This window comes from Lutispora sp. QWL-02 (assembly GCF_058315355.1).
In genome coordinates this window covers 1055079-1073717 of the sequence record NZ_CM177762.1, presented here as the reverse complement: position 1 = coordinate 1073717, position 18639 = coordinate 1055079, and the positions used below count along the sequence as shown (strand labels likewise).

The window sequence follows — 18639 nt, the reverse complement described above, 5'->3', positions numbered from 1 at the left end:
TTAAATCACCACCTAGAAATATATGGGCTATAATCTTTTTCTCCCATCAAGTGCTTTTCTATTTTATATAATTCCATACGTATCAATCTCCTGTAAGAAACTTGCCTGCCTAATTCTCTATGTTGTATAGTAGTCCCAAGTTTATCATCAAACTCCTGAACAAATAGCTTTCTGCCCTTTTCTTTCAAAAGTATGCCGCCCATATCTTTTTCAAAATCGTTTTCACTGATCATTTTTTTAGATATTAGAGTGAAAATTATCCTATCAATTATAATCGGCTTAAATATCTCCGCAATATCGAGATTCAAAGTAAATCTTCTGAAATTTGTTGTATGCAAATATCCAATTCTAGGGTCCAGATGTGTCTTATAAATCTCAGATAACACCAAAACATATAATATGGAATTTCCAAAGCTAATCAAGGTATTCAGATAATTTTGGGGCGGGCGCCTCGTCCTCTGCTCAAATGTAAATTTGTCATTTTCTATTATCTTATCAAATCCTTTATAATAAGTATCCCTGATATTTCCTTCTATGCCCATCAGTTCTTCCGTGTTTTTACACGTGCCTATCTTCTCCTGCAGAGATAATATAGCTCCTTCTAAATCTTCCAAATCCTTTCCCCGGTTTTTATAATATCTCAGGACATTCAGAATGTTTTTGCTGCTCCCCTCAACAAAGCTTGATGCCAAAACCATTCTTTTAGCCTCATCTATGTAATTCTCCGCTTGTTTTAATATCATATAACCGGAGTTCAAATGCTCTCTCGGATAATAAGTCCCTACATAATACCCATAATAGTTAAAGAAATGCAGCAATATTTCCTTTTGGGATATGTATTCCAATAAACTCTTGTTAATTGTCACCTCCCCAAAAACAAATATATCGTTTACATCCTCGATAGGTATATATCTCTTACCGGTCTCGCTCTCAAAGCATAAAGTGTTATCCTTTCTCTTTATTTCTCCGTCATTAAATATATAAATAGTTTTTTTCATTTCTCCACCTCCTAAGACCAGCAAAATTCATTATAGGCACAGTTTTTGCAAAAATTGATTTTTTTAGGTTCTCTTGGAACAGGCTCGTAGCAAATCGCAAGAATGTGCTTTTCTATGCTTTCTAATCTTTCAATCAGGTCATCAGTCAATTTTACTTCTTCCCTCTTTTTCTCCTTGGGAATCATAAGCACTCCTACGCTTTCTATACCGAGCCTTTTTAATTCCAATAAATAATAGGCTAATTGCATTTTAGCGCTTTCGTCATACTTTGAACTTTTTTTGATTTCTCCTAATATTAAATATCCTTCTTTTTTGTCAACTATATCTATCTTTATATTGCCCACAGAAATTTCCTTTTTCTCTCTACCATAGGAGTTCTCATGCACAAACCTGCCTATATCTATATTTGTATCCTCTTGATCAGGTGTAACATTGTGCGCCATAAGCCATACTTCTCTTTCACAAATAAAGTAATACCAAACAAGAGTACCGTTTACGCTGATTTCACCCATACCATCACCGCCATAGCTTTTTTAATAAACATGAGCCTTACCGCTTTTATCTATGAATCCAGTATCTTCATCATAGTAGTATTCTAGTTCTTGAAAAGGCACCCAGTATAATGAGCATTGAGCATCTCCCCTAGCGCTAAATTCTATCGGTTTATTTCCTTGCAGCTTCGATCTTCTTATCTGTACAATGTAATCGCTCATTCTGCCTTCTATTAATTTTAATAACGCCCTTGCCTCAAATACCCCAAGCTTTCCTCTATACTTATCTTTATAATCTTCGCCTAACGCATGGGACAAATCATAATGAAAATCGGATTTTCCATCATAGGAGAAGACCTTTTCAAAAGCGTCTGCTAAAGCACTGGCATCTTCATCTATTTCTACGAAAACATCACAAACCTCTTCAATATTTTCTATAAGCTTGAACGCCTTAATATCATCAAAATTGAGTTTTATCATGGCTTCCCATATATTTTTTGATTTATCATCTACACCTTCTTCTAAAGCCAAATCATAGTAATCTTCCGCCAGCTTGCCATAATCACATTCATATATTTCATCTTTATCTTTTAATAGCCGCTCCGTATGTTTTCTATGAGATAGACCGTATACATACTGATTGTCCTTGCCTAATTCAACTATATAGACTGGCAAATGGCATCCTTTTTTCCCTGATCTGTTAACCCTCCCCGCTGTTTGTATCAGCGAGTCCAAGGGAGCAAAATCCCTAAAGGCCATGTCAAAGTCCATATCCACTCCAGCTTCAATGGTCTGAGTTGAAACTAAAACAACAGGCTCATCATTATCCAGTAAATCTCTTACCTTTTTTATTACTTGCCTTCTTATAACGGGTAATATGTTGGTTGAAAGGTAGTATACCGGAATGTTTAATTCTTCTTCTTCAATTTTTTTCTTTATATCTTTATAAAGTTCTATGCTTCTTTTAATTGTGTTAACAACGATCAAACACGATTTATTAAAAGGCCACTTTTCAAAGAGCAATTCAATAAACCCATCATTATCCAAATTTTCTTCCAAAATTGGTACAAATTTTGTCCTGTGCAATCCCTCAAAGTAAAATTTGTGATCAGGAAGCAGCTGAATTTCTTTTCTCCCATCCGTTTCATAATCGCCACGATTGAGCAGGAGATTGCCAAACTCAAGTATCTTGGGCTGTGTAGCCGTCATCAGTACAAATCTCGTACCATAATATTTTGCTATCATCCGCAGTGTTGCTCCGATCAAAGGCATATACTCCTGGGGAATTGATTGGACTTCATCCAGTATGACTATGCTTCCCGCAAGTTTATTGATTTTCTTTAGGAGTCTGTTTTCCCCCGTAAAAATTGATTGAAAAAGCTGTACAAAGGTAGTTAATATTACATCGCCCTCCCAAGCTTCGGTACGTAATAGCGCTTTATCTATCGGAATCTCTTCTAACGAACTCCCAACCGATGAAAAATCGGCTAATCTATGGTGTACAACCATCTTTATCTCTTCACCAAATACATGCTCATATTCCATCTTATTTTGTTCGATTATATTAATAAAGGGAATGGCGACTATTATCTTCGGTGTATAATTCTCTGTATCTTTTATCCTCTTTTGCAAATGGAGAACACTTTGCAGGGAAGAAAGAGTTTTACCAATGCCTGTTGGAGCTGTAAGAGTGAAAAAATGCACGTTTTTAATATCTTCGTCAACCATACTGTCTATGGCTTGTACCATGCTTTTCCTTGCTCTTTCTCTTCTTTCAACCAAATTGGACTTAGTATCACTACCATGCTTTTTCCTTAAATAATCTGTGACCCTATCGGGAGTAATATTTTTGGTCGTTTCAATTTTTATTAAAGCAGAATCCAGCTTGTCCATATCTATAAGAAGCGAGAATATGTAAATGAGAAGAAAATACCACTTGATATCATTTATTTTTCCGTTTCCAAATTTACTTGGCATATATTCAAAATATGCTTTGTTTTTTTCTAATAAATCAACACGGAAATAGTTGCTAAACTCCTCAAAGCTCATATCTTCTTCTAACTGCAAATCCCTAAGTATATCCTTTGCTTTTTCAGTCAAGTGCTTCTCCAAAGCCCTTACTTCATCCAACATGCTATTAGAAAATAGTGCAGCTTCCACTATTAACGAATCATGGTGCCTTCTAGAGCATAGATAATAGAGAAAGACTATAATTCGCATATCTTTGTCATCCATTTCAAATGAGTGTACTTTTTTCCACAAAAAGTTATACAAAAAACACGCAGAAATATGAGAATGATTTTTTAAGCGGCTGCTCTTTTCATTTTTTAAATACTCTTGAAAATAATCGCTATACTTGCCGATGTCATGGATATACCCCATATAATAGCTAAATTTCTTAATAATATTGTTGTCTATATTATCAAAACCTACCGTAGGTGGTATTTGCATACTTATAAGGTTGCCTACGGATTCTAAATGGTCTTTTAAAAATTGTTTATAGCCTTTCTCTTTATCCAGATGAGCTAAATACTCCATCTATCTGCTTCACTCCTTTATCACTAAACCAACCCGCTCTAAGGCCCCTGCTTCTGTAGGCGGCGGGTGCCTAAGGGTGTTTAAGTATCGTTCAATTAAAGGCATTGGAACCGTTTAGATCATAGCTCCAATGCCTTTAATTATTCCATCCACACTATGTTTTGTCCATTCTCCAGAGATACAAAAGAATCTATAACAGCAGCAATGCCTTTACCATCAATATTGACCAAAATATCTTTAAGTCCTCTTCCTGTGATGCGTCTTTCCTCATCAAATTCCAAGGGCAATTCTTCTTTTGTTATCCTATGTCTATTTCCAATCATACTTTCCGTTCTTATTTCTTTCACTCTTTCTACAGGAATAGATGAAGAAATCAGCTTCTCTGATTCTAAATCAACTTCTTTGCCCTCAAGCACGCCTTCAATTTCAATCCATCCCAAATTAAAGGCGGTACCCAATGCCATGCAAGCTCCTGCGCTTTTATAATAGGCTTCTCCTTTGCAGTATAATATGTCTTCCAGTTCTGCCATAAGTTTCTCATTTTTATGGGTCATCCATATTTTATAGTCAATGCAGCCTTCTCTAATATTTTGCGGAATTATCAGCTCCATGGGGGTTTGGCTGTGGTTCTCCTGAGATCCATTCAGATCATTGGGAGATTTTATCATAAGATAATTCATCTTTTGCATTGTTTTCTTTATAGGCTTTTGACAAGCTACGGCAACTTTAAATTTATCGATGGAAAATTCATTATAATACTTATCTCTTTCAAGTCCCAGAAGTCCTGCAGCTATGCCGCATATAGTGGTTCTTGGCGGTATAAAGTAGGAGAGTGCAGATGAGTTTGAGTAAAATTTTCTGAAATGAGCCATCTTTCCCCTAAGATGCAATGAAATAATTTTCATTTTTACCCCTCCATTTTAATTGGAGCCCATAAATCCATTTCTTCATATTCCGGCATATTTATTAAATGCTCTTCTTTGGCAAAAGGATGTTTCCATCCCACGATTTTTTCAATATAGCCCTTTCCGTTCATTTCCTTCACAGTTTCCCTTAACCTGTCAAAATCTACTGTTATATCATTTATGCTTCTTATAGCTTCTTCTTTATGAGGCTTAGCATCTATAAACCTTCTCAAATCCCCTAGATACCCATCAAAATCCGGTTTATATACTATTTCTAAGTATAATAATGGTTCCTGCCCTTGCTTGCTGTCCGTCTGATTAGCCATTATAGACTGCACTATAGCCTTTCGGAATAGGTCCCTGTCTTCTTTGGACATGCCCGTTTGTCTGGCACTATACTTATTGATGGTACCATAATGAGCTATCAAGGCATAATGAAGCTTATATTTCTTTCCAAAAGTGGAGCTATCCTCATTCATTATGGAGGTTATGGTGCTAGATTTAACAAAATCCACCGGATGCAAGGAATATCCCCAGTTGATTTGAACAGGACCCGTAAAGGTTTTGCTGACTCCGCCGACGGCCATAGCACTTCCGAATAGGCGTATATCGATCAGTTCTCTTTTTATGATTTCTGTTAAAAATTCATTATTGAATTTGGTAAAATCTTTATTTTTTTTCAGCTGTTCCTCTTTCTTGAGATACGCATCCTTATAGTTTTCATCTTTACCAAAGAGCTTTTCCCATTGCTCCTTTAATTGAGGATTATCCGAAAATAACACATTCATCTTTCCCTTATCATCCAGCCAAGCATCTCTTATGAAGTAAAACATTTTATCCATAGGCACCTTCTGATCTGCCAATGTGTCAACAAAAATTTTGAAGCCTTTATTTTTTAGGTAGTCTCTTATATCCCTTTTTCTTCTGCCATCGCTTACCAGTATAGTAGAGGTTTCATAATCCATCCTCGGTTTATTTTCCTGATCAGGATCTCCATTTGGATTTGATAAAGTAGATTGAAACAAATACAAAAAGTCACTGTTTTGATTTAACATCATAATCATTCGTCCTCCCCTTTATTATTCTGTTTTTTCTTCATCCATGGAAAACTCTTTTTGTGCATCTTCTTCGCCTTTGGTGATATCCAAAGGCTTTGTACCTACTAAGTATGAATAACCAGCCATAATGTAAAATACATTTTCGTGTTCACTTAATTTCCAAGAATTATGTGATAAGCCATAATAATAGTTAAATCTGTTCATTAAAGCTTCCGTAAACATTGACATTTTTTCATATTGAATTAATTTTTCTAAAACATCATTATAGAGCCATATTACTTCCTTTTCTGACATGCCTTGCATTTGTATTTTCTTCAAAATAGGCTTTGTTTTATGTTTCTTTTCCACTTGAGCCAAAGCCACACGGTTTATTAAAGTTCCTAAAAAAAACATGGCTCTTTGAGATTCACCAAAGCCCTGCTTGTCTAAAAATGATTCAAGCCTATCAACCCAAGCATTAACTTTTTCTGAGCTTGTATTGAAGTTATCCATAATATCCTCCTTTTCTAATCCAATTAAAGTCTCTTTATCCATCAGATTTAAATCCTGACAAGTTTTTATCAAAACGATATAAGACATCATAAGCCTTTTTATGAAAAAATCTTCATATCCGTTGGCATAATTGACCAAACCAAGATTAAAATAATTATCTATCCTCGCTTTGCCCAATTGCTTAAGTCCTTTATCCAAAGCTTCACATGCATATTCGAACAATATCTTATGCCTGATTTTTTCACCTGACATGACAGCTTTATAAAAGGACAAAACTCTTCCAATATCCAGCTGCTCACCTTTATTGTTTACTCTTACAGGGATTAACCTGTAGATATAGCCGAGAGATACATTATATGTTTTATAATCCAATAAAATACTATTGCTTTCTAACGATTTTGCTATTAAATCCAACCTCAGCATAGGGACATCTTCTATGGTTTCCATAATGGTTACAGAATTTCCGTCAGTTCTATATATGATGAAGTTAACGCAATACTGTTTAATATCATTATCCAACACTTCCGAATCTATCTCTGTAACCCATGCAGCAGTGTCTTTGCTGCTAAATGATAAATCTACAAATTTCTTTAAATAATTTAGGTATTTGTAATCAAAATTCGATAACATTGCTTCAGGAATTATAAAGGCGTCTTCTCCGGCTATTTTGCTTCTAAATTGCTCTGCAACTACTTTTTCTCCGGATTTTAACTTTTGATAGCATTTGCTGCATATTGAATAGTTGTGATCATAATTGAAATTTCTTAAGTATTGAGATGTGTTTATTGTCGTCGTTGTGAATATCTTATTTATACCTGTCCTATCAAATTTTTTTGAATAGCTGCTGCTTACGTCAACACTGCTTTTTTTACAAATATAGCAGATCTTTTCTTCTCCTTGATTGTCTCCTTCGATTTCTCCCAGCTTATTTTCTATCTTAACTAACTCTAAATAATCCTTATGCCTAGGTAATATCACTTCTTCTCCATTTTCTGATATAATCTTAGGCACAATCAGCACAAACTTATTAGATTTATTTTCGTCTTTAATAAAGAGCCTTATAAATGAATCCGCACTATACTTTTTATCCCCTATTTCTATATCTCCTTTTCCGTCCAGCTTGATGCTCTCAATCTCGCCATTAGTCAATATAGATAGTTTGCTGAGATTTACGCTTCCGCCTCCTTTTTTATCGGATATTTTTATCATTCCCCTGCCTTCCATATTTTTGATGATATGTCCTAGCTCCCCATCCTCTAGATTGTTCTTCTTGAGGGTATTACCTAAGTCGCTGAATGTGCTTGACAAAAGATACTTTAACGAGTTAGCTTCCCTGGTCAGATAATACTGGGATGCTGCTGCCGAATTATTCCCAAAATAGTAGTAATCATAGATAGCCTCTTCATTGAATTTTTTGTCTAACTCAAAATAAATGCTGTCCATACATAGATGAAATACTAGAAAAACTACATATGGTTCCTCTTTTTCTTTTACTTTTTTGATGTTTTTTATTATTGAGTCAAATTCTCCTTTGCTCCCGTCATTGATTTGCTCCGCTAATAGAGTTGTCAATCTCGGTAGACTCACAACTATCACCACCTTTAATATGATTTTGATTTATAATGTACATAAACGTCGTATCTATTATAACTATAATAGACAAATAAATTCAATAAGTCAATATATTCTGAACTTTTCTTTTTTTATTTTTTTGTATATAATAAAAATACCTTGAATAATTCATACCTATACTGCCTCAAAGGACTTGAAATATATGTTTTTGGTTTATCAAGGTTCATAGACTACCTATTAGGGTTATTAGAGAAGGTGTCCTGCCTTCTCTAATTCTTTATCAACTCGATGCAACCGAATCCCTGGCTATTTTTGCTTCCCAGCCCGCTGTCCACTGCCATTTGCAGAAGCGGCATGGGTCCCGTCAAAGCATATCTGCCCGAATATCCCTTAATGATTGTTTGTTTATAATTAATTACAGAAAGCTTGGGTTTATGCAACGCCTTAACCATAATGCCACCTTCGGGCGCATCTTCTTTATAAAATGCTTCGTATTTTTTCCTTAGATTATTTTCTATTAATTCATTATAATAGCTTTCACCAGGCTCAAAATAACAAGTATACTTTCTGCCATCAGGCCTTAAAAAGGTGCTGTAAGCCACTATAGGAGATAAAGTCTGTATCCTTATTTCTTCATCCTTTACGATTTCTTTCTCCATTATGGATTGGACTACTTCTAACTCTGTATCCCCTAATCGTATACTTTTTTTCACCAGCAATCCCGTTGCAAGAGAACTGCAAAATTCTTCATAAGGAGATGATATCACTAAGCTCAAAGCATCATTAAATATGATCTTTTCTTTATTTTTGTCTATTGTGTAGTTCCCCATAAGTCTTGAAAAGGTAAACATCTTAAAGGATCTTTTCTCATTAGAAAACCCCTTTCCGTGCAAAAAATCGGCTAATTCAGCTTTTAAAGAATCGTATATCATTCCTTGAATCATGTGATTATACTGTATCGGCAATACTAGAAAATCTCTATTTATTGGTTTGAAATATATCTGCTGCTTCAAGTATCATCGCCTCCCATCTGCTTTTCATACTGTTTTGCATGTCCTTGTCTGATCCTATTATAGGCTTCTTATTCCTCTGATTTTGTCCCTATCGCTGTATAGAATTACATCTTTAATTCTCGCAGAGAAGGATACTAAAATAGAATAAAATATTTTTTATTCTATTTTATAATAGCCTATAGTTGGGTCAGGGTATGGGTATTTAAAATAAATTTTCATGATTTATTTTAGAATATTTGACATATTTCTGGATAATCCTTCAAATTTTTGAAAAGAACTTAATAATTTATGAGCCTTCAGAAATGCTTATAGGAAAGAGATAGATGTTTACAAAGCTTTTACCTCGGATATCCTCCACACTTCCGCTCTGCTATGTCGTTTTGGAAAGAAAAAAGAGCCTTTCGGCTCTATTTGCTCAATTTATACATTGCATATTGATTTAATGAGACTCCTTCTTGCTGTGCTTCAATCGCTAATCTTTTATGCAAGCTCTTTGGAATTCTAAGAATAAATTTACCGCTGTAATCTTCATCTCCCGCAGGATCAGGAATAGGATCTCCATATTCAATTTTTACTTCAAGCCAGCTTCTCATCGCCTCTCGTAAGCTTGAATAAGCTTCTTCAAAGGTTTCTCCTGTGCTTTGACAGCCATCTAATTCTAATACCCTGCCATAATAATAACTGCCGCTTTCATCTGTAACCGGCTGTATCAAATGATTGTATGGTAAACTCATGTAATAGTCAATATTCTTTTTATCCATTTCAGAAAGGTGGGAGTTAATTGTATCGTGAAGAATCAAGGGAATTTTTTATCTCCCTATTCTCCTAAGTACATCTTTTATATATACAGCCTTCAGAGGATTCTCTTCTTTTATGGTTATAACTTCTCCTCGCTCATTCCTAAATTGTCTATGTGAACCTGCGCATCTTACTAATTCATATCCACAAGCATTTAATACTTTAGCAATCTCATTGAATTTTATTCCGTTAGGCTGTTTCTTCATCTTACTTATTGTTTTGTCAACTCCCACCTTTTAGTCACCTCCTTCTTCATTGATATAGTATCATATATAGTACCACAAATCAATTGTATCTTAACCTTTTCTTTATAAAAATATTTTAATCATAATAAAGGCAGCATAACATGGACAGCCGGTGAAGTTCTGATTTATATACAGGTTTCAATTCCTTATAGGTACTCTAGCAACTAGATTAGGGGGTTTAGTATGAAGTTGAGGGAAAGGAGTTTCAATTCCTTATAGGTACTCTAGCAACGCGCTGACATTAGCTTTGCTTGTGTATGATATGATAGTTTCAATTCCTTATAGGTACTCTAGCAACGACCACGCCAAGTTCAGATGAAGGCATGAGCGGAGCTTGTCAAGTAAGTTGTCGCATTAATTTTTATAGTACGTATTTTAAAGCCCGTGGCTATAATGTCATTAGCCGATTTGACATTGACATGGAGCCTCTACCTATATGGTTGTAGTGCTTAGGGGCGTACTATATAGTAAGCCCTGCCCTTTAAATTGAGGCTACCATATAGGCTTCTCCATATCAATGGTTCGCAAGCCAAATCTCTACGCTCCTGATTCTCCACATTGATGTTCTTTCATTTCAAAATCTTGATATTCAATCTCTTTTACAGGGTTTAATGCTACATATTTAGGCAAAGACCAATCTCTAATATTTTTAACCCATCTCTCAGGGTGTCTTGCCCTTGCTGCTTCATATACCTTTATTCTATTCTCCATTATTCTATCACCTAATCCATAGTGCCTTTGATAAGGTGTTATAAAATTTATACCACTGTGTAAATGGCTGTAGTTGTACCAGTCCACAAACTTTGCTACCCATTTTCTCGCTTCCTCTAAGCTTCCAAAGCCATTCGATGGATACTGTGGCCTATACTTCATTGTTTTAAATAGCGATTCTGAATAAGGGTTGTCATTGCTTACTCTTGGCCTTGAGAAGGAGCTTTGTACACCTAGCTTTTCTAAAGTTGCAAGAAATGTTGCTCCTTTCATGGGGCTTCCATTGTCTGAATGTAATACCAAGGGTCTCCCAGCTATATTTTGTGACAGCAAGGCTTTCCTTACTAAGGCTTCTGAGTACTCTGCATTTTCCGTTTCCCATACTTCATAAGCTACTATGAATCTGCTAAACATATCTATTATTAAATAAAGTTTGTAGTACATTCCTTTGATAGATGCATTAAGCCAGGTGATATCCCATGTCCACACTTTATTAGGGGCTATAGCTATATGTGTTGGTATTTCTCTTTTTACAGGTGCCTGAGTTTTGCTTCTTTTTGTATCCATCTCCTCTCGTTTTAATATCCTGTGTATAGTGGATTCTGAGGCTAAATACACCCCATCATCCGCAAGCTTGGGCACTATCTGCGATGGCACTAAATCAGCATATTCCGGCTTATTTATTGTTTTTAATAATTCCTCCCGTTCTTCCTTTGTCAGTTTATTTTTAGGTAAAGGCCTTTCTGCTATAGGACGTTGATCTTCTTTAACATTTCCTTCCTGAGTCCATCTTTGGTATGTACGTTCGCTTATGTGAAGTATTTTACATGTCGGCTTTAATCTAGCTCCAGCTTTTCTTGCTTCATCGATCAGTTCTACTGCAATTGCGCGATCTGAGGAACTGATCATTCTTCCTCGGGGTCCCCCCAAATCGCTTGTGCTTTTTTTCTTAATACCAATAAAGCAGCAGTTTCTGCCAAAGCCTTTTCTTTAACTCTTAATTCTTTCTCTAAGACTTTTATTTTCTGTTTTTCTGCTTTAAGTTCTTCTTCTAATTTTTCAGGATCTTTACTATCTTTTATATTTGCATCTATGCATTGCCTTGTCCACTCTTTTACTTCTTCTACATATAGACCTTTTCTTCGGCAATAGGCTGCCAATCCTTCTTCCGTGAGAGTAGAGGTTTCTAAAACAACATGAAATTTATCTTTAGAGCTCCATTTTTTAGGAACCTTATTTGTATTTACAACTTCATCTTTATTTTCTTTACATGTTTTTATCCATTGATATATAGTAGTCTTAGGGATGCTTAATTCTTTAGCAATTTGGCTGCTGAATGTTCAAAGCGGTACCATAAACCTGTTTCAATTCCTTATAGGTAGTCTAGCAACTGATGCTGGTGACGGTATTGGGAATAAGACGCTCCCTCGGTTTCAATTCCTTATAGGTAGTCTAGCAACATTGTTCGATAATAGCTCTAATACTGCAAATAGAGCGTGTTTCAATTCCTTATAGGTAGTCTAGCAACCTGAGACTTATAGCCGAGCAAAGACCTTGGACTGGGTTTCAATTCCTTATAGGTAGTCTAGCAACCTGTGGATATTATGTATGAAGAGAGAGGGAAGTATTACATGTTTCAATTCCTTATAGGTAGTCTAGCAACATTGTTCGATAATAGCTCTAATACTGCAAATAGAGCGTGTTTCAATTCCTTATAGGTAGTCTAGCAACCTGTGGATATTATGTATGAAGAGAGAGGGAAGTATTACATGTTTCAATTCCTTATAGGTAGTCTAGCAACTCCATTTTCTTCTCATAACCATACCTCTGCAATTCGCAGTTTCAATTCCTTATAGGTACTCTAGCAACACGGCAACAACATCAACCCTGTCAACTATCTTGGTGTTTCAATTCCTTATAGGTACTCTAGCAACTATTTGCTGGAGACTAAAAATATCGCCACCATTCATGTTTCAATTCCTTATAGGTACTCTAGCAACTATACATTTTCTTTGCAGGCAAGGTTGCACAATTACTGTTTCAATTCCTTATAGGTACTCTAGCAACCTTTAGATTCGTAAATCAATCCTTCTTTTACTAGAGCTGGTTTCAATTCCTTATAGGTACTCTAGCAACTGAGCCGGACAAGTTTCTAGGCGGTATTGAAAGATGTTTCAATTCCTTATAGGTACTCTAGCAACTAAGAAAAGCATATGTTCATGTGGGCTCTGAGGTAAAAGAGTTTCAATTCCTTATAGGTACTCTAGCAACTTCATCAATAGAATAAGTTTTTTCATGGTCTCCTCTAAGTTTCAATTCCTTATAGGTACTCTAGCAACACCAACGCAGTCCTTAACCGCCTATTATCACGTTCGTTTCAATTCCTTATAGGTACTCTAGCAACTAGAGCATATACGTGGATCAAAGAATGTTGAAGCCCTGTTTCAATTCCTTATAGGTACTCTAGCAACCAAAAGGGTTTATCGAAGGAGGTTTTGATTTATGCAAAGTTTCAATTCCTTATAGGTACTCTAGCAACTAGATACCGACATTATCAAAGCATGTCAAGAATGGCTGTTTCAATTCCTTATAGGTACTCTAGCAACAGTGTACAGCATGAATATATTCATGATTGCTATATTGTGGTTTCAATTCCTTATAGGTACTCTAGCAACTATATATCCTTCACCTTGCATCCACTTCAAGAATACCCTGTTTCAATTCCTTATAGGTACTCTAGTAACTGTGAAAATGGTATAGATAGTTGTAGCATCATCAGAAAATTTCAATTCCTTATAGGTACTCTAGTAACGTTGTGAAAGAAGTGATTAGATACCAATGCCAATTTTGATTTCAATTCCTTATAGGTACTCTAGTAACTTTAAAACCATTGTACCCGAACACTTAGGGCATTTACATTTCAATTCCTTATAGGTACTCTAGTAACTCAAGGGTGGTTGAATTATCATCTTGACGATATCATAATTTCAATTCCTTATAGGTACTCTAGTAACTATGTATAGAGTTTTAAGATGAATGTTAGGTTGAGCATTTCAATTCCTTATAGGTACTCTAGTAACCTATAAATGAGGTGGTGATATGGCTAAGGGATTGACGGATTTCAATTCCTTATAGGTACTCTAGTAACTACTTCAGATACACAAAGAAGGATATAGGTCCTCTGATAATTTCAATTCCTTATAGGTACTCTAGTAACCCATCTGCTCCGCTTATAGAAAAATGATGAGGATTTGTATTTCAATTCCTTATAGGTACTCTAGTAACCGGAGTTACTGGAGGTGTAGGCGTGAATAGTGGTTTTTAATTTCAATTCCTTATAGGTACTCTAGTAACTTTAAAATTGAAAGGAGAATTATATGTGGATTAGAAGTATTTCAATTCCTTATAGGTACTCTAGTAACTTGAATGGGGCATCAAATGCACTGCCGATAGCAAAAACCTATTTCAATTCCTTATAGGTACTCTAGTAACCTCTTCAACTTTTACTATTTTCTCATGCCAAGCCACATTTCAATTCCTTATAGGTACTCTAGTAACGTATAACTGGCATTGCAAAGTCAAACGGCAATTGTAAGCATTTCAATTCCTTATAGGTACTCTAGTAACTTAAATTGCCTTGCCGGGCGTCCCATGAAAGCCCTGATTTCAATTCCTTATAGGTACTCTAGTAACTAGAGACAATGACACCGAACGAGCAAAGAGAAATGAATTTCAATTCCTTATAGGTACTCTAGTAACCGGAGTTGGAGAAAATTGAGGACATTACCCTTAGAAACAATTTCAATTCCTTATAGGTACTCTAGTAACTATTGCCTGCCGGAAGCGTATTTGCTGGCATGTCAAAAATTTCAATTCCTTATAGGTACTCTAGTAACAAGCATCAATCAGGAGAGCCATTATGGGTAGTGCTAGAATTTCAATTCCTTATAGGTACTCTAGTAACCTGCGTCAGTCAATCTTCTCACCTCTTGATTTTGCCAAATTTCAATTCCTTATAGGTACTCTAGTAACTGGTCTGTTGATGGTCTGCTTGTGGTTTGCGTATCTTGGATTTCAATTCCTTATAGGTACTCTAGTAACGGCTGTAGTCAGGATAGATATTTTCTATTTCTTTTGAATTTCAATTCCTTATAGGTACTCTAGTAACAGCCCAATGCTTTTGCAATGTCTGAGGCCACAAAAATTTCAATTCCTTATAGGTACTCTAGTAACGTCTGCTTCATGAAGAAGCATTTCGCAATCATCCGCATTTCAATTCCTTATAGGTACTCTAGTAACGCGAACTGTGGGAAGGCATAACCAACACAGGATCAGACATATTTCAATTCCTTATAGGTACTCTAGTAACGGAGGAATATATCTAAAATATCATACTGAAAGAAAATTTCAATTCCTTATAGGTACTCTAGTAACGAACCTAAGACCATATCGCCATACAAGGAAAGCACCCAATTTCAATTCCTTATAGGTACTCTAGTAACTTTTTTCTTTAGCCTGAATAATTTCCACAATGGCAGCGATTTCAATTCCTTATAGGTACTCTAGTAACCCCGAAAAGTACAGCAGGCATAGCATAGACAACTTGTTGACGATTTCAATTCCTTATAGGTACTCTAGTAACTACAAAACAAGGAATATCCAGTGGTAGGAGGCAGATATTTCAATTCCTTATAGGTACTCTAGTAACCCCCAGCTAAACTACCAAATATAACACATATTCATTCATATTTCAATTCCTTATAGGTACTCTAGTAACATGATGAATAGCATCATCACTTCTATGTATTCGGGTGAATTTCAATTCCTTATAGGTACTCTAGTAACGCTTTTATATGATGACTACCATCAGCAGATTTAAACATATTTCAATTCCTTATAGGTACTCTAGTAACCAACAGATTTGAGAACATGGAGAGCCTTTAACACAGATTTCAATTCCTTATAGGTACTCTAGTAACGAAAAGCCTGTTATACAAACAGAAGTAGTAGAAAAGAATTTCAATTCCTTATAGGTACTCTAGTAACGAACCCTCTGTATTGCCTATCTTGTCCTTCAATTGATATTTCAATTCCTTATAGGTACTCTAGTAACCTTTTCTGACCTCCTTTAATGCTTTATCCTCAGCGAATTTCAATTCCTTATAGGTACTCTAGTAACGGACAAAAAAAGAAATGGAAGAAGTAGTATCTTCCAATTTCAATTCCTTATAGGTACTCTAGTAACATGCAATTGGCAGAGCATACCGAAATCACTTTGACTGCGATTTCAATTCCTTATAGGTACTCTAGTAACCCATTTCACAGCCTCATACTACTACATTTCATATTTCTTTGTCAAATCAATATATTTTTCTAAACAAAAGATATATTATCGTAAACAGGTTGATATACCATAACTATAGTTAATTTCTATACAAAAAAAATTGTCGTCGATCTCCAGGTATTTTTACGCTATTAGAGAGCGACGACAATTTATAAAGACTTATGATTATAATATATAGTTCTATTGATAACTTTGTTTTTGCTGAAATTGAAAATCGTGGGCAAGTATATTTAAATTTTTGCCGGCAACCTTGCCTTTCCCTTCTTTCCCTCCCTACTCCCCATACCTCTCCATCATCCTTCTCACCTCATCTACAACCTCTTCCCTTAGCTTATCCGGTTCCAGCACCATCACGTCACTGCCGAAGCTCAACACCCACTTGATGATTTCCGGCGTCATAGTAGTGGTTTTTTGAAACAAAATGCTGCTGTCTTGCTCTTCTACCAAAAGATCAGCTTTTGAACTTTCATACTCCTTCACATATCGTGCAGATTCTCCTTTGAATTTCAGCACTAATTTTATTTGCTCTTCTCCTACAAGCTTTCCAAATCTGCCTCTTTTATAGTTCTCATAGAATTTCTTTGGTCTTTGGAAGGACTCGTCCAAAAGCCGGGCATCCTGTATTCGTGATATCCTCAGATCTCTGATTGAATTCCTTAGATGGCAATACCCTACAAGGTGATAGCAGCCCTCATATATTTCAATTATGTATGGATCAAATTGTCTCTCTGTGGTCTCATTGCTGTTGAAAGAATGATATTTCACCAGAAGTCTTTTGTTAAACTCAATGCCCTTTCTCACAGTGCTTACGATTTCCTCATTGAGATGCTTTTCCAGCCCAATATAGGATTCTCTGACTTTAAGCAACTCACTCAATGTTTCTATATAGGCTTTATCCGGTTGGGGCAGATTGTTTATTATCCTGTCTATAAGATGCCTGGCTGTATTACCGATATCAAGCATGGAATAGGATTTAAGCAGTTCTTTGATAAAGTGCAAAGATATGAGTTCGGATGCGGTGAAAGTTATATTCTCTATGCCAAATTTGTTTGCTACATAATACGTACTCTTGCCTCTTTTTTCTTCCATGACGAAAAAGCTGCCGGTAGATATAAAGTCAATGTCTCTTTCTACGGTTTTTTTGCTCACATCAATCCCCACCATATCAAGATTTTTATGAAGCTCATCTACTGTATAGCCTTTTTTACTATCAGATAGCAGTGATAGTATGTATAGCTGTCTTTCGATTTGAGAAACATCGTTCATAAGATTCCTCCCGCTTCTCTTATTTTTAATATACCTCATAGTCCGGACAGAATATGGGCGTTTTATAAAATTTTAAACATTTAATTGTATTATTTGACACAAATATGGTTAATCCTTCAAAAAATAATAGAAGCAGTGCTTTTTGTAATACTGAATTATTAGAAAATTTATACTTACTAACATAATATACCTGATATAATATATAGAGAGCCTAGCCGCGTGTTAAGCTTCATCTTAGCCAAGATATCATTAATTGGGGGAAATAAGCTTATGTCAGTCGATATGGAAAAAGTCATGAACCTGGCAGGTCCCATTCCTTTCACAAACATTAGGGACTCAAAAATTATCGTCGAAAATTTTTGCAGCAACGACATGGCTATAATCAACACCAATAAGACTACAAATATCAGCAAGGGAACTCATGCCCATAATAGCTACGAATTTGATGTCTGCCGTGTTCCTATGCCTTCAGTCACTATAGACAATAAAGTGCATGATAAGCCTTCTAACTCTCTGTTTGCCATCAATCCTATGCAGGAGCACGGATTGCTGACTGCTATAGAAGGCTTCAGCCTTTGTGGAATACATGTGGATAAATGCACTATGCAAAGCGTTGCCGATGATATATATGGTTCGCCTAATATAGTTTTTTCCAATGATTCTTTTATAGCAAACCATGATATAATCCTTCTTGTTAATCTATTTTTAGAAGAACTGAAATACAAACAGGTCGGACATGAATTCTTGATAGAAAATCTTGCTCTGCTTCTCGTTGGTAATTTCGTAAGGCATATAAAGCATAATCTTCCGGCTAAGCCTCATAACAAGCCTAACAATTTCAAAGAAAGCATCAAAAAAGCAATAGACTATATGAATGAGAATTATGCTGCCGGTGTTTCATGCACCGGGTTGGCTCAGCTTATAAGAATGGACAAATACAGCTTTATAAGGATCTTTAAAAACCAGACAAACAAAACCCCCTATGAATATTTGATTGAACTTAAAATTGAAAAAGCAAAGAAGATGCTAAGGTCAAGCAAATCCACTATCACCGAAATAAGCATGGCATGCGGTTTTTCCAGCCACAGTCATTTCACATCAACTTTTAAGAAAAAAACAGGCCTTTCTCCTACAGAATATAGGTTAAGTTTGTAGGACAAAGCGAAGCAATATTTTACCCCCTTTAGCCGTAGCTTGTGGCAAAAGGG

The 18639-nt window shown here is 35.7% G+C and carries 13 protein-coding genes and 1 CRISPR repeat array; of the genes, 1 reads left to right on the top strand and 12 read right to left on the bottom strand.

The window, feature by feature from the left end:
* Nucleotides 1–5: 5 nt before the first annotated feature.
* From cas1b to AC4HCY_RS04685, 12 genes are all read right to left on the bottom strand, one after another.
* Nucleotides 6–998, bottom strand: a complete 993-nt coding sequence (gene cas1b, locus AC4HCY_RS04740) for a type I-B CRISPR-associated endonuclease Cas1b (RefSeq protein WP_323434004.1) — start codon at nt 996–998, stop codon at nt 6–8.
* An 11-nt stretch (nt 999–1009) separates the two neighbouring features.
* Nucleotides 1010–1510 (bottom strand): CRISPR-associated protein Cas4, encoded by a 501-nt coding sequence (gene cas4 / locus AC4HCY_RS04735; RefSeq protein WP_323434003.1) that lies wholly within the window; start codon nt 1508–1510, stop codon nt 1010–1012.
* Between the two features lie 21 nt (nt 1511–1531).
* Nucleotides 1532–4027, bottom strand: a complete 2496-nt coding sequence (gene cas3, locus AC4HCY_RS04730) for a CRISPR-associated helicase Cas3' (protein ID WP_491095497.1) — start codon at nt 4025–4027, stop codon at nt 1532–1534.
* 140 nt (nt 4028–4167) lie between these two features.
* Nucleotides 4168–4932 (bottom strand): CRISPR-associated protein Cas5, encoded by a 765-nt coding sequence (gene cas5, locus AC4HCY_RS04725; protein ID WP_323434001.1) that lies wholly within the window; start codon nt 4930–4932, stop codon nt 4168–4170.
* A gap of 2 nt (nt 4933–4934) precedes the next feature.
* Nucleotides 4935–5990, bottom strand: a complete 1056-nt coding sequence (locus tag AC4HCY_RS04720) for a type I CRISPR-associated protein Cas7 (RefSeq protein WP_323434000.1) — start codon at nt 5988–5990, stop codon at nt 4935–4937.
* Between the two features lie 21 nt (nt 5991–6011).
* The gene (locus tag AC4HCY_RS04715; RefSeq protein ID WP_491095496.1) at nt 6012–8069 is read right to left on the bottom strand and encodes a TM1802 family CRISPR-associated protein; all 2058 of its coding nucleotides are present in this window, start codon (nt 8067–8069) and stop codon (nt 6012–6014) included.
* Nucleotides 8070–8323: 254 nt separating this feature from the next.
* Complete coding sequence (gene cas6 / locus AC4HCY_RS04710) at nt 8324–9067, bottom strand: CRISPR-associated endoribonuclease Cas6 (RefSeq protein WP_491095495.1); 744 nt, start codon at nt 9065–9067, stop codon at nt 8324–8326.
* Between the two features lie 407 nt (nt 9068–9474).
* Entirely contained in the window at nt 9475–9828 is a 354-nt protein-coding gene (locus AC4HCY_RS04705; protein ID WP_442916764.1) for a type II toxin-antitoxin system HicB family antitoxin, read from the bottom strand.
* Nucleotides 9829–9876: 48 nt separating this feature from the next.
* Nucleotides 9877–10098: a type II toxin-antitoxin system HicA family toxin gene (locus AC4HCY_RS04700; RefSeq protein WP_323433996.1), complete on the bottom strand. Its 222-nt coding sequence runs from the start codon at nt 10096–10098 to the stop codon at nt 9877–9879.
* A 549-nt stretch (nt 10099–10647) separates the two neighbouring features.
* Entirely contained in the window at nt 10648–11730 is a 1083-nt protein-coding gene (locus tag AC4HCY_RS04695; RefSeq protein ID WP_491094696.1) for an IS3 family transposase, read from the bottom strand.
* Nucleotides 11727–11981, bottom strand: coding sequence for a transposase (locus tag AC4HCY_RS04690; RefSeq protein ID WP_491095494.1), 255 nt, complete (start codon nt 11979–11981; stop codon nt 11727–11729). Before AC4HCY_RS04690 ends, AC4HCY_RS04695 begins: the two co-directional genes overlap by 4 nt.
* A gap of 201 nt (nt 11982–12182) precedes the next feature.
* Nucleotides 12183–16135: direct repeats of the CRISPR family, unit length 30 nt; unit sequence GTTTCAATTCCTTATAGGTACTCTAGCAAC.
* A 303-nt stretch (nt 16136–16438) separates the two neighbouring features.
* Complete coding sequence (locus AC4HCY_RS04685) at nt 16439–17431, bottom strand: helix-turn-helix transcriptional regulator (RefSeq protein ID WP_491095493.1); 993 nt, start codon at nt 17429–17431, stop codon at nt 16439–16441.
* 270 nt (nt 17432–17701) lie between these two features.
* Here AC4HCY_RS04685 and AC4HCY_RS04680 point away from each other — a divergent pair, with 270 nt between their 5' ends.
* On the top strand, nt 17702–18586 hold the full coding sequence (locus AC4HCY_RS04680) for a helix-turn-helix domain-containing protein (protein ID WP_491095492.1): 885 nt from the start codon (nt 17702–17704) through the stop codon (nt 18584–18586).
* Nucleotides 18587–18639: the final 53 nt, after the last annotated feature.

Bases quoted from the DNA above. Each gene is read 5' to 3' on its own strand.
- cas1b (WP_323434004.1), bottom strand. From the start codon at position 998: ATGAAAAAAACTATTTATATATTTAATGACGGAGAAATAAAGAGAAAG.
- cas4 (WP_323434003.1), bottom strand. From the start codon at position 1,510: ATGGGTGAAATCAGCGTAAACGGTACTCTTGTTTGGTATTACTTTATT.
- cas3 (WP_491095497.1), bottom strand. From the start codon at position 4,027: ATGGAGTATTTAGCTCATCTGGATAAAGAGAAAGGCTATAAACAATTT.
- cas5 (WP_323434001.1), bottom strand. From the start codon at position 4,932: ATGAAAATTATTTCATTGCATCTTAGGGGAAAGATGGCTCATTTCAGA.
- AC4HCY_RS04720 (WP_323434000.1), bottom strand. From the start codon at position 5,990: ATGATGTTAAATCAAAACAGTGACTTTTTGTATTTGTTTCAATCTACT.
- AC4HCY_RS04705 (WP_442916764.1), bottom strand. From the start codon at position 9,828: ATGGATAAAAAGAATATTGACTATTACATGAGTTTACCATACAATCAT.
- AC4HCY_RS04695 (WP_491094696.1), bottom strand. From the start codon at position 11,730: ATGATCAGTTCCTCAGATCGCGCAATTGCAGTAGAACTGATCGATGAA.
- AC4HCY_RS04685 (WP_491095493.1), bottom strand. From the start codon at position 17,431: ATGAACGATGTTTCTCAAATCGAAAGACAGCTATACATACTATCACTG.
- AC4HCY_RS04680 (WP_491095492.1), top strand. From the start codon at position 17,702: ATGTCAGTCGATATGGAAAAAGTCATGAACCTGGCAGGTCCCATTCCT.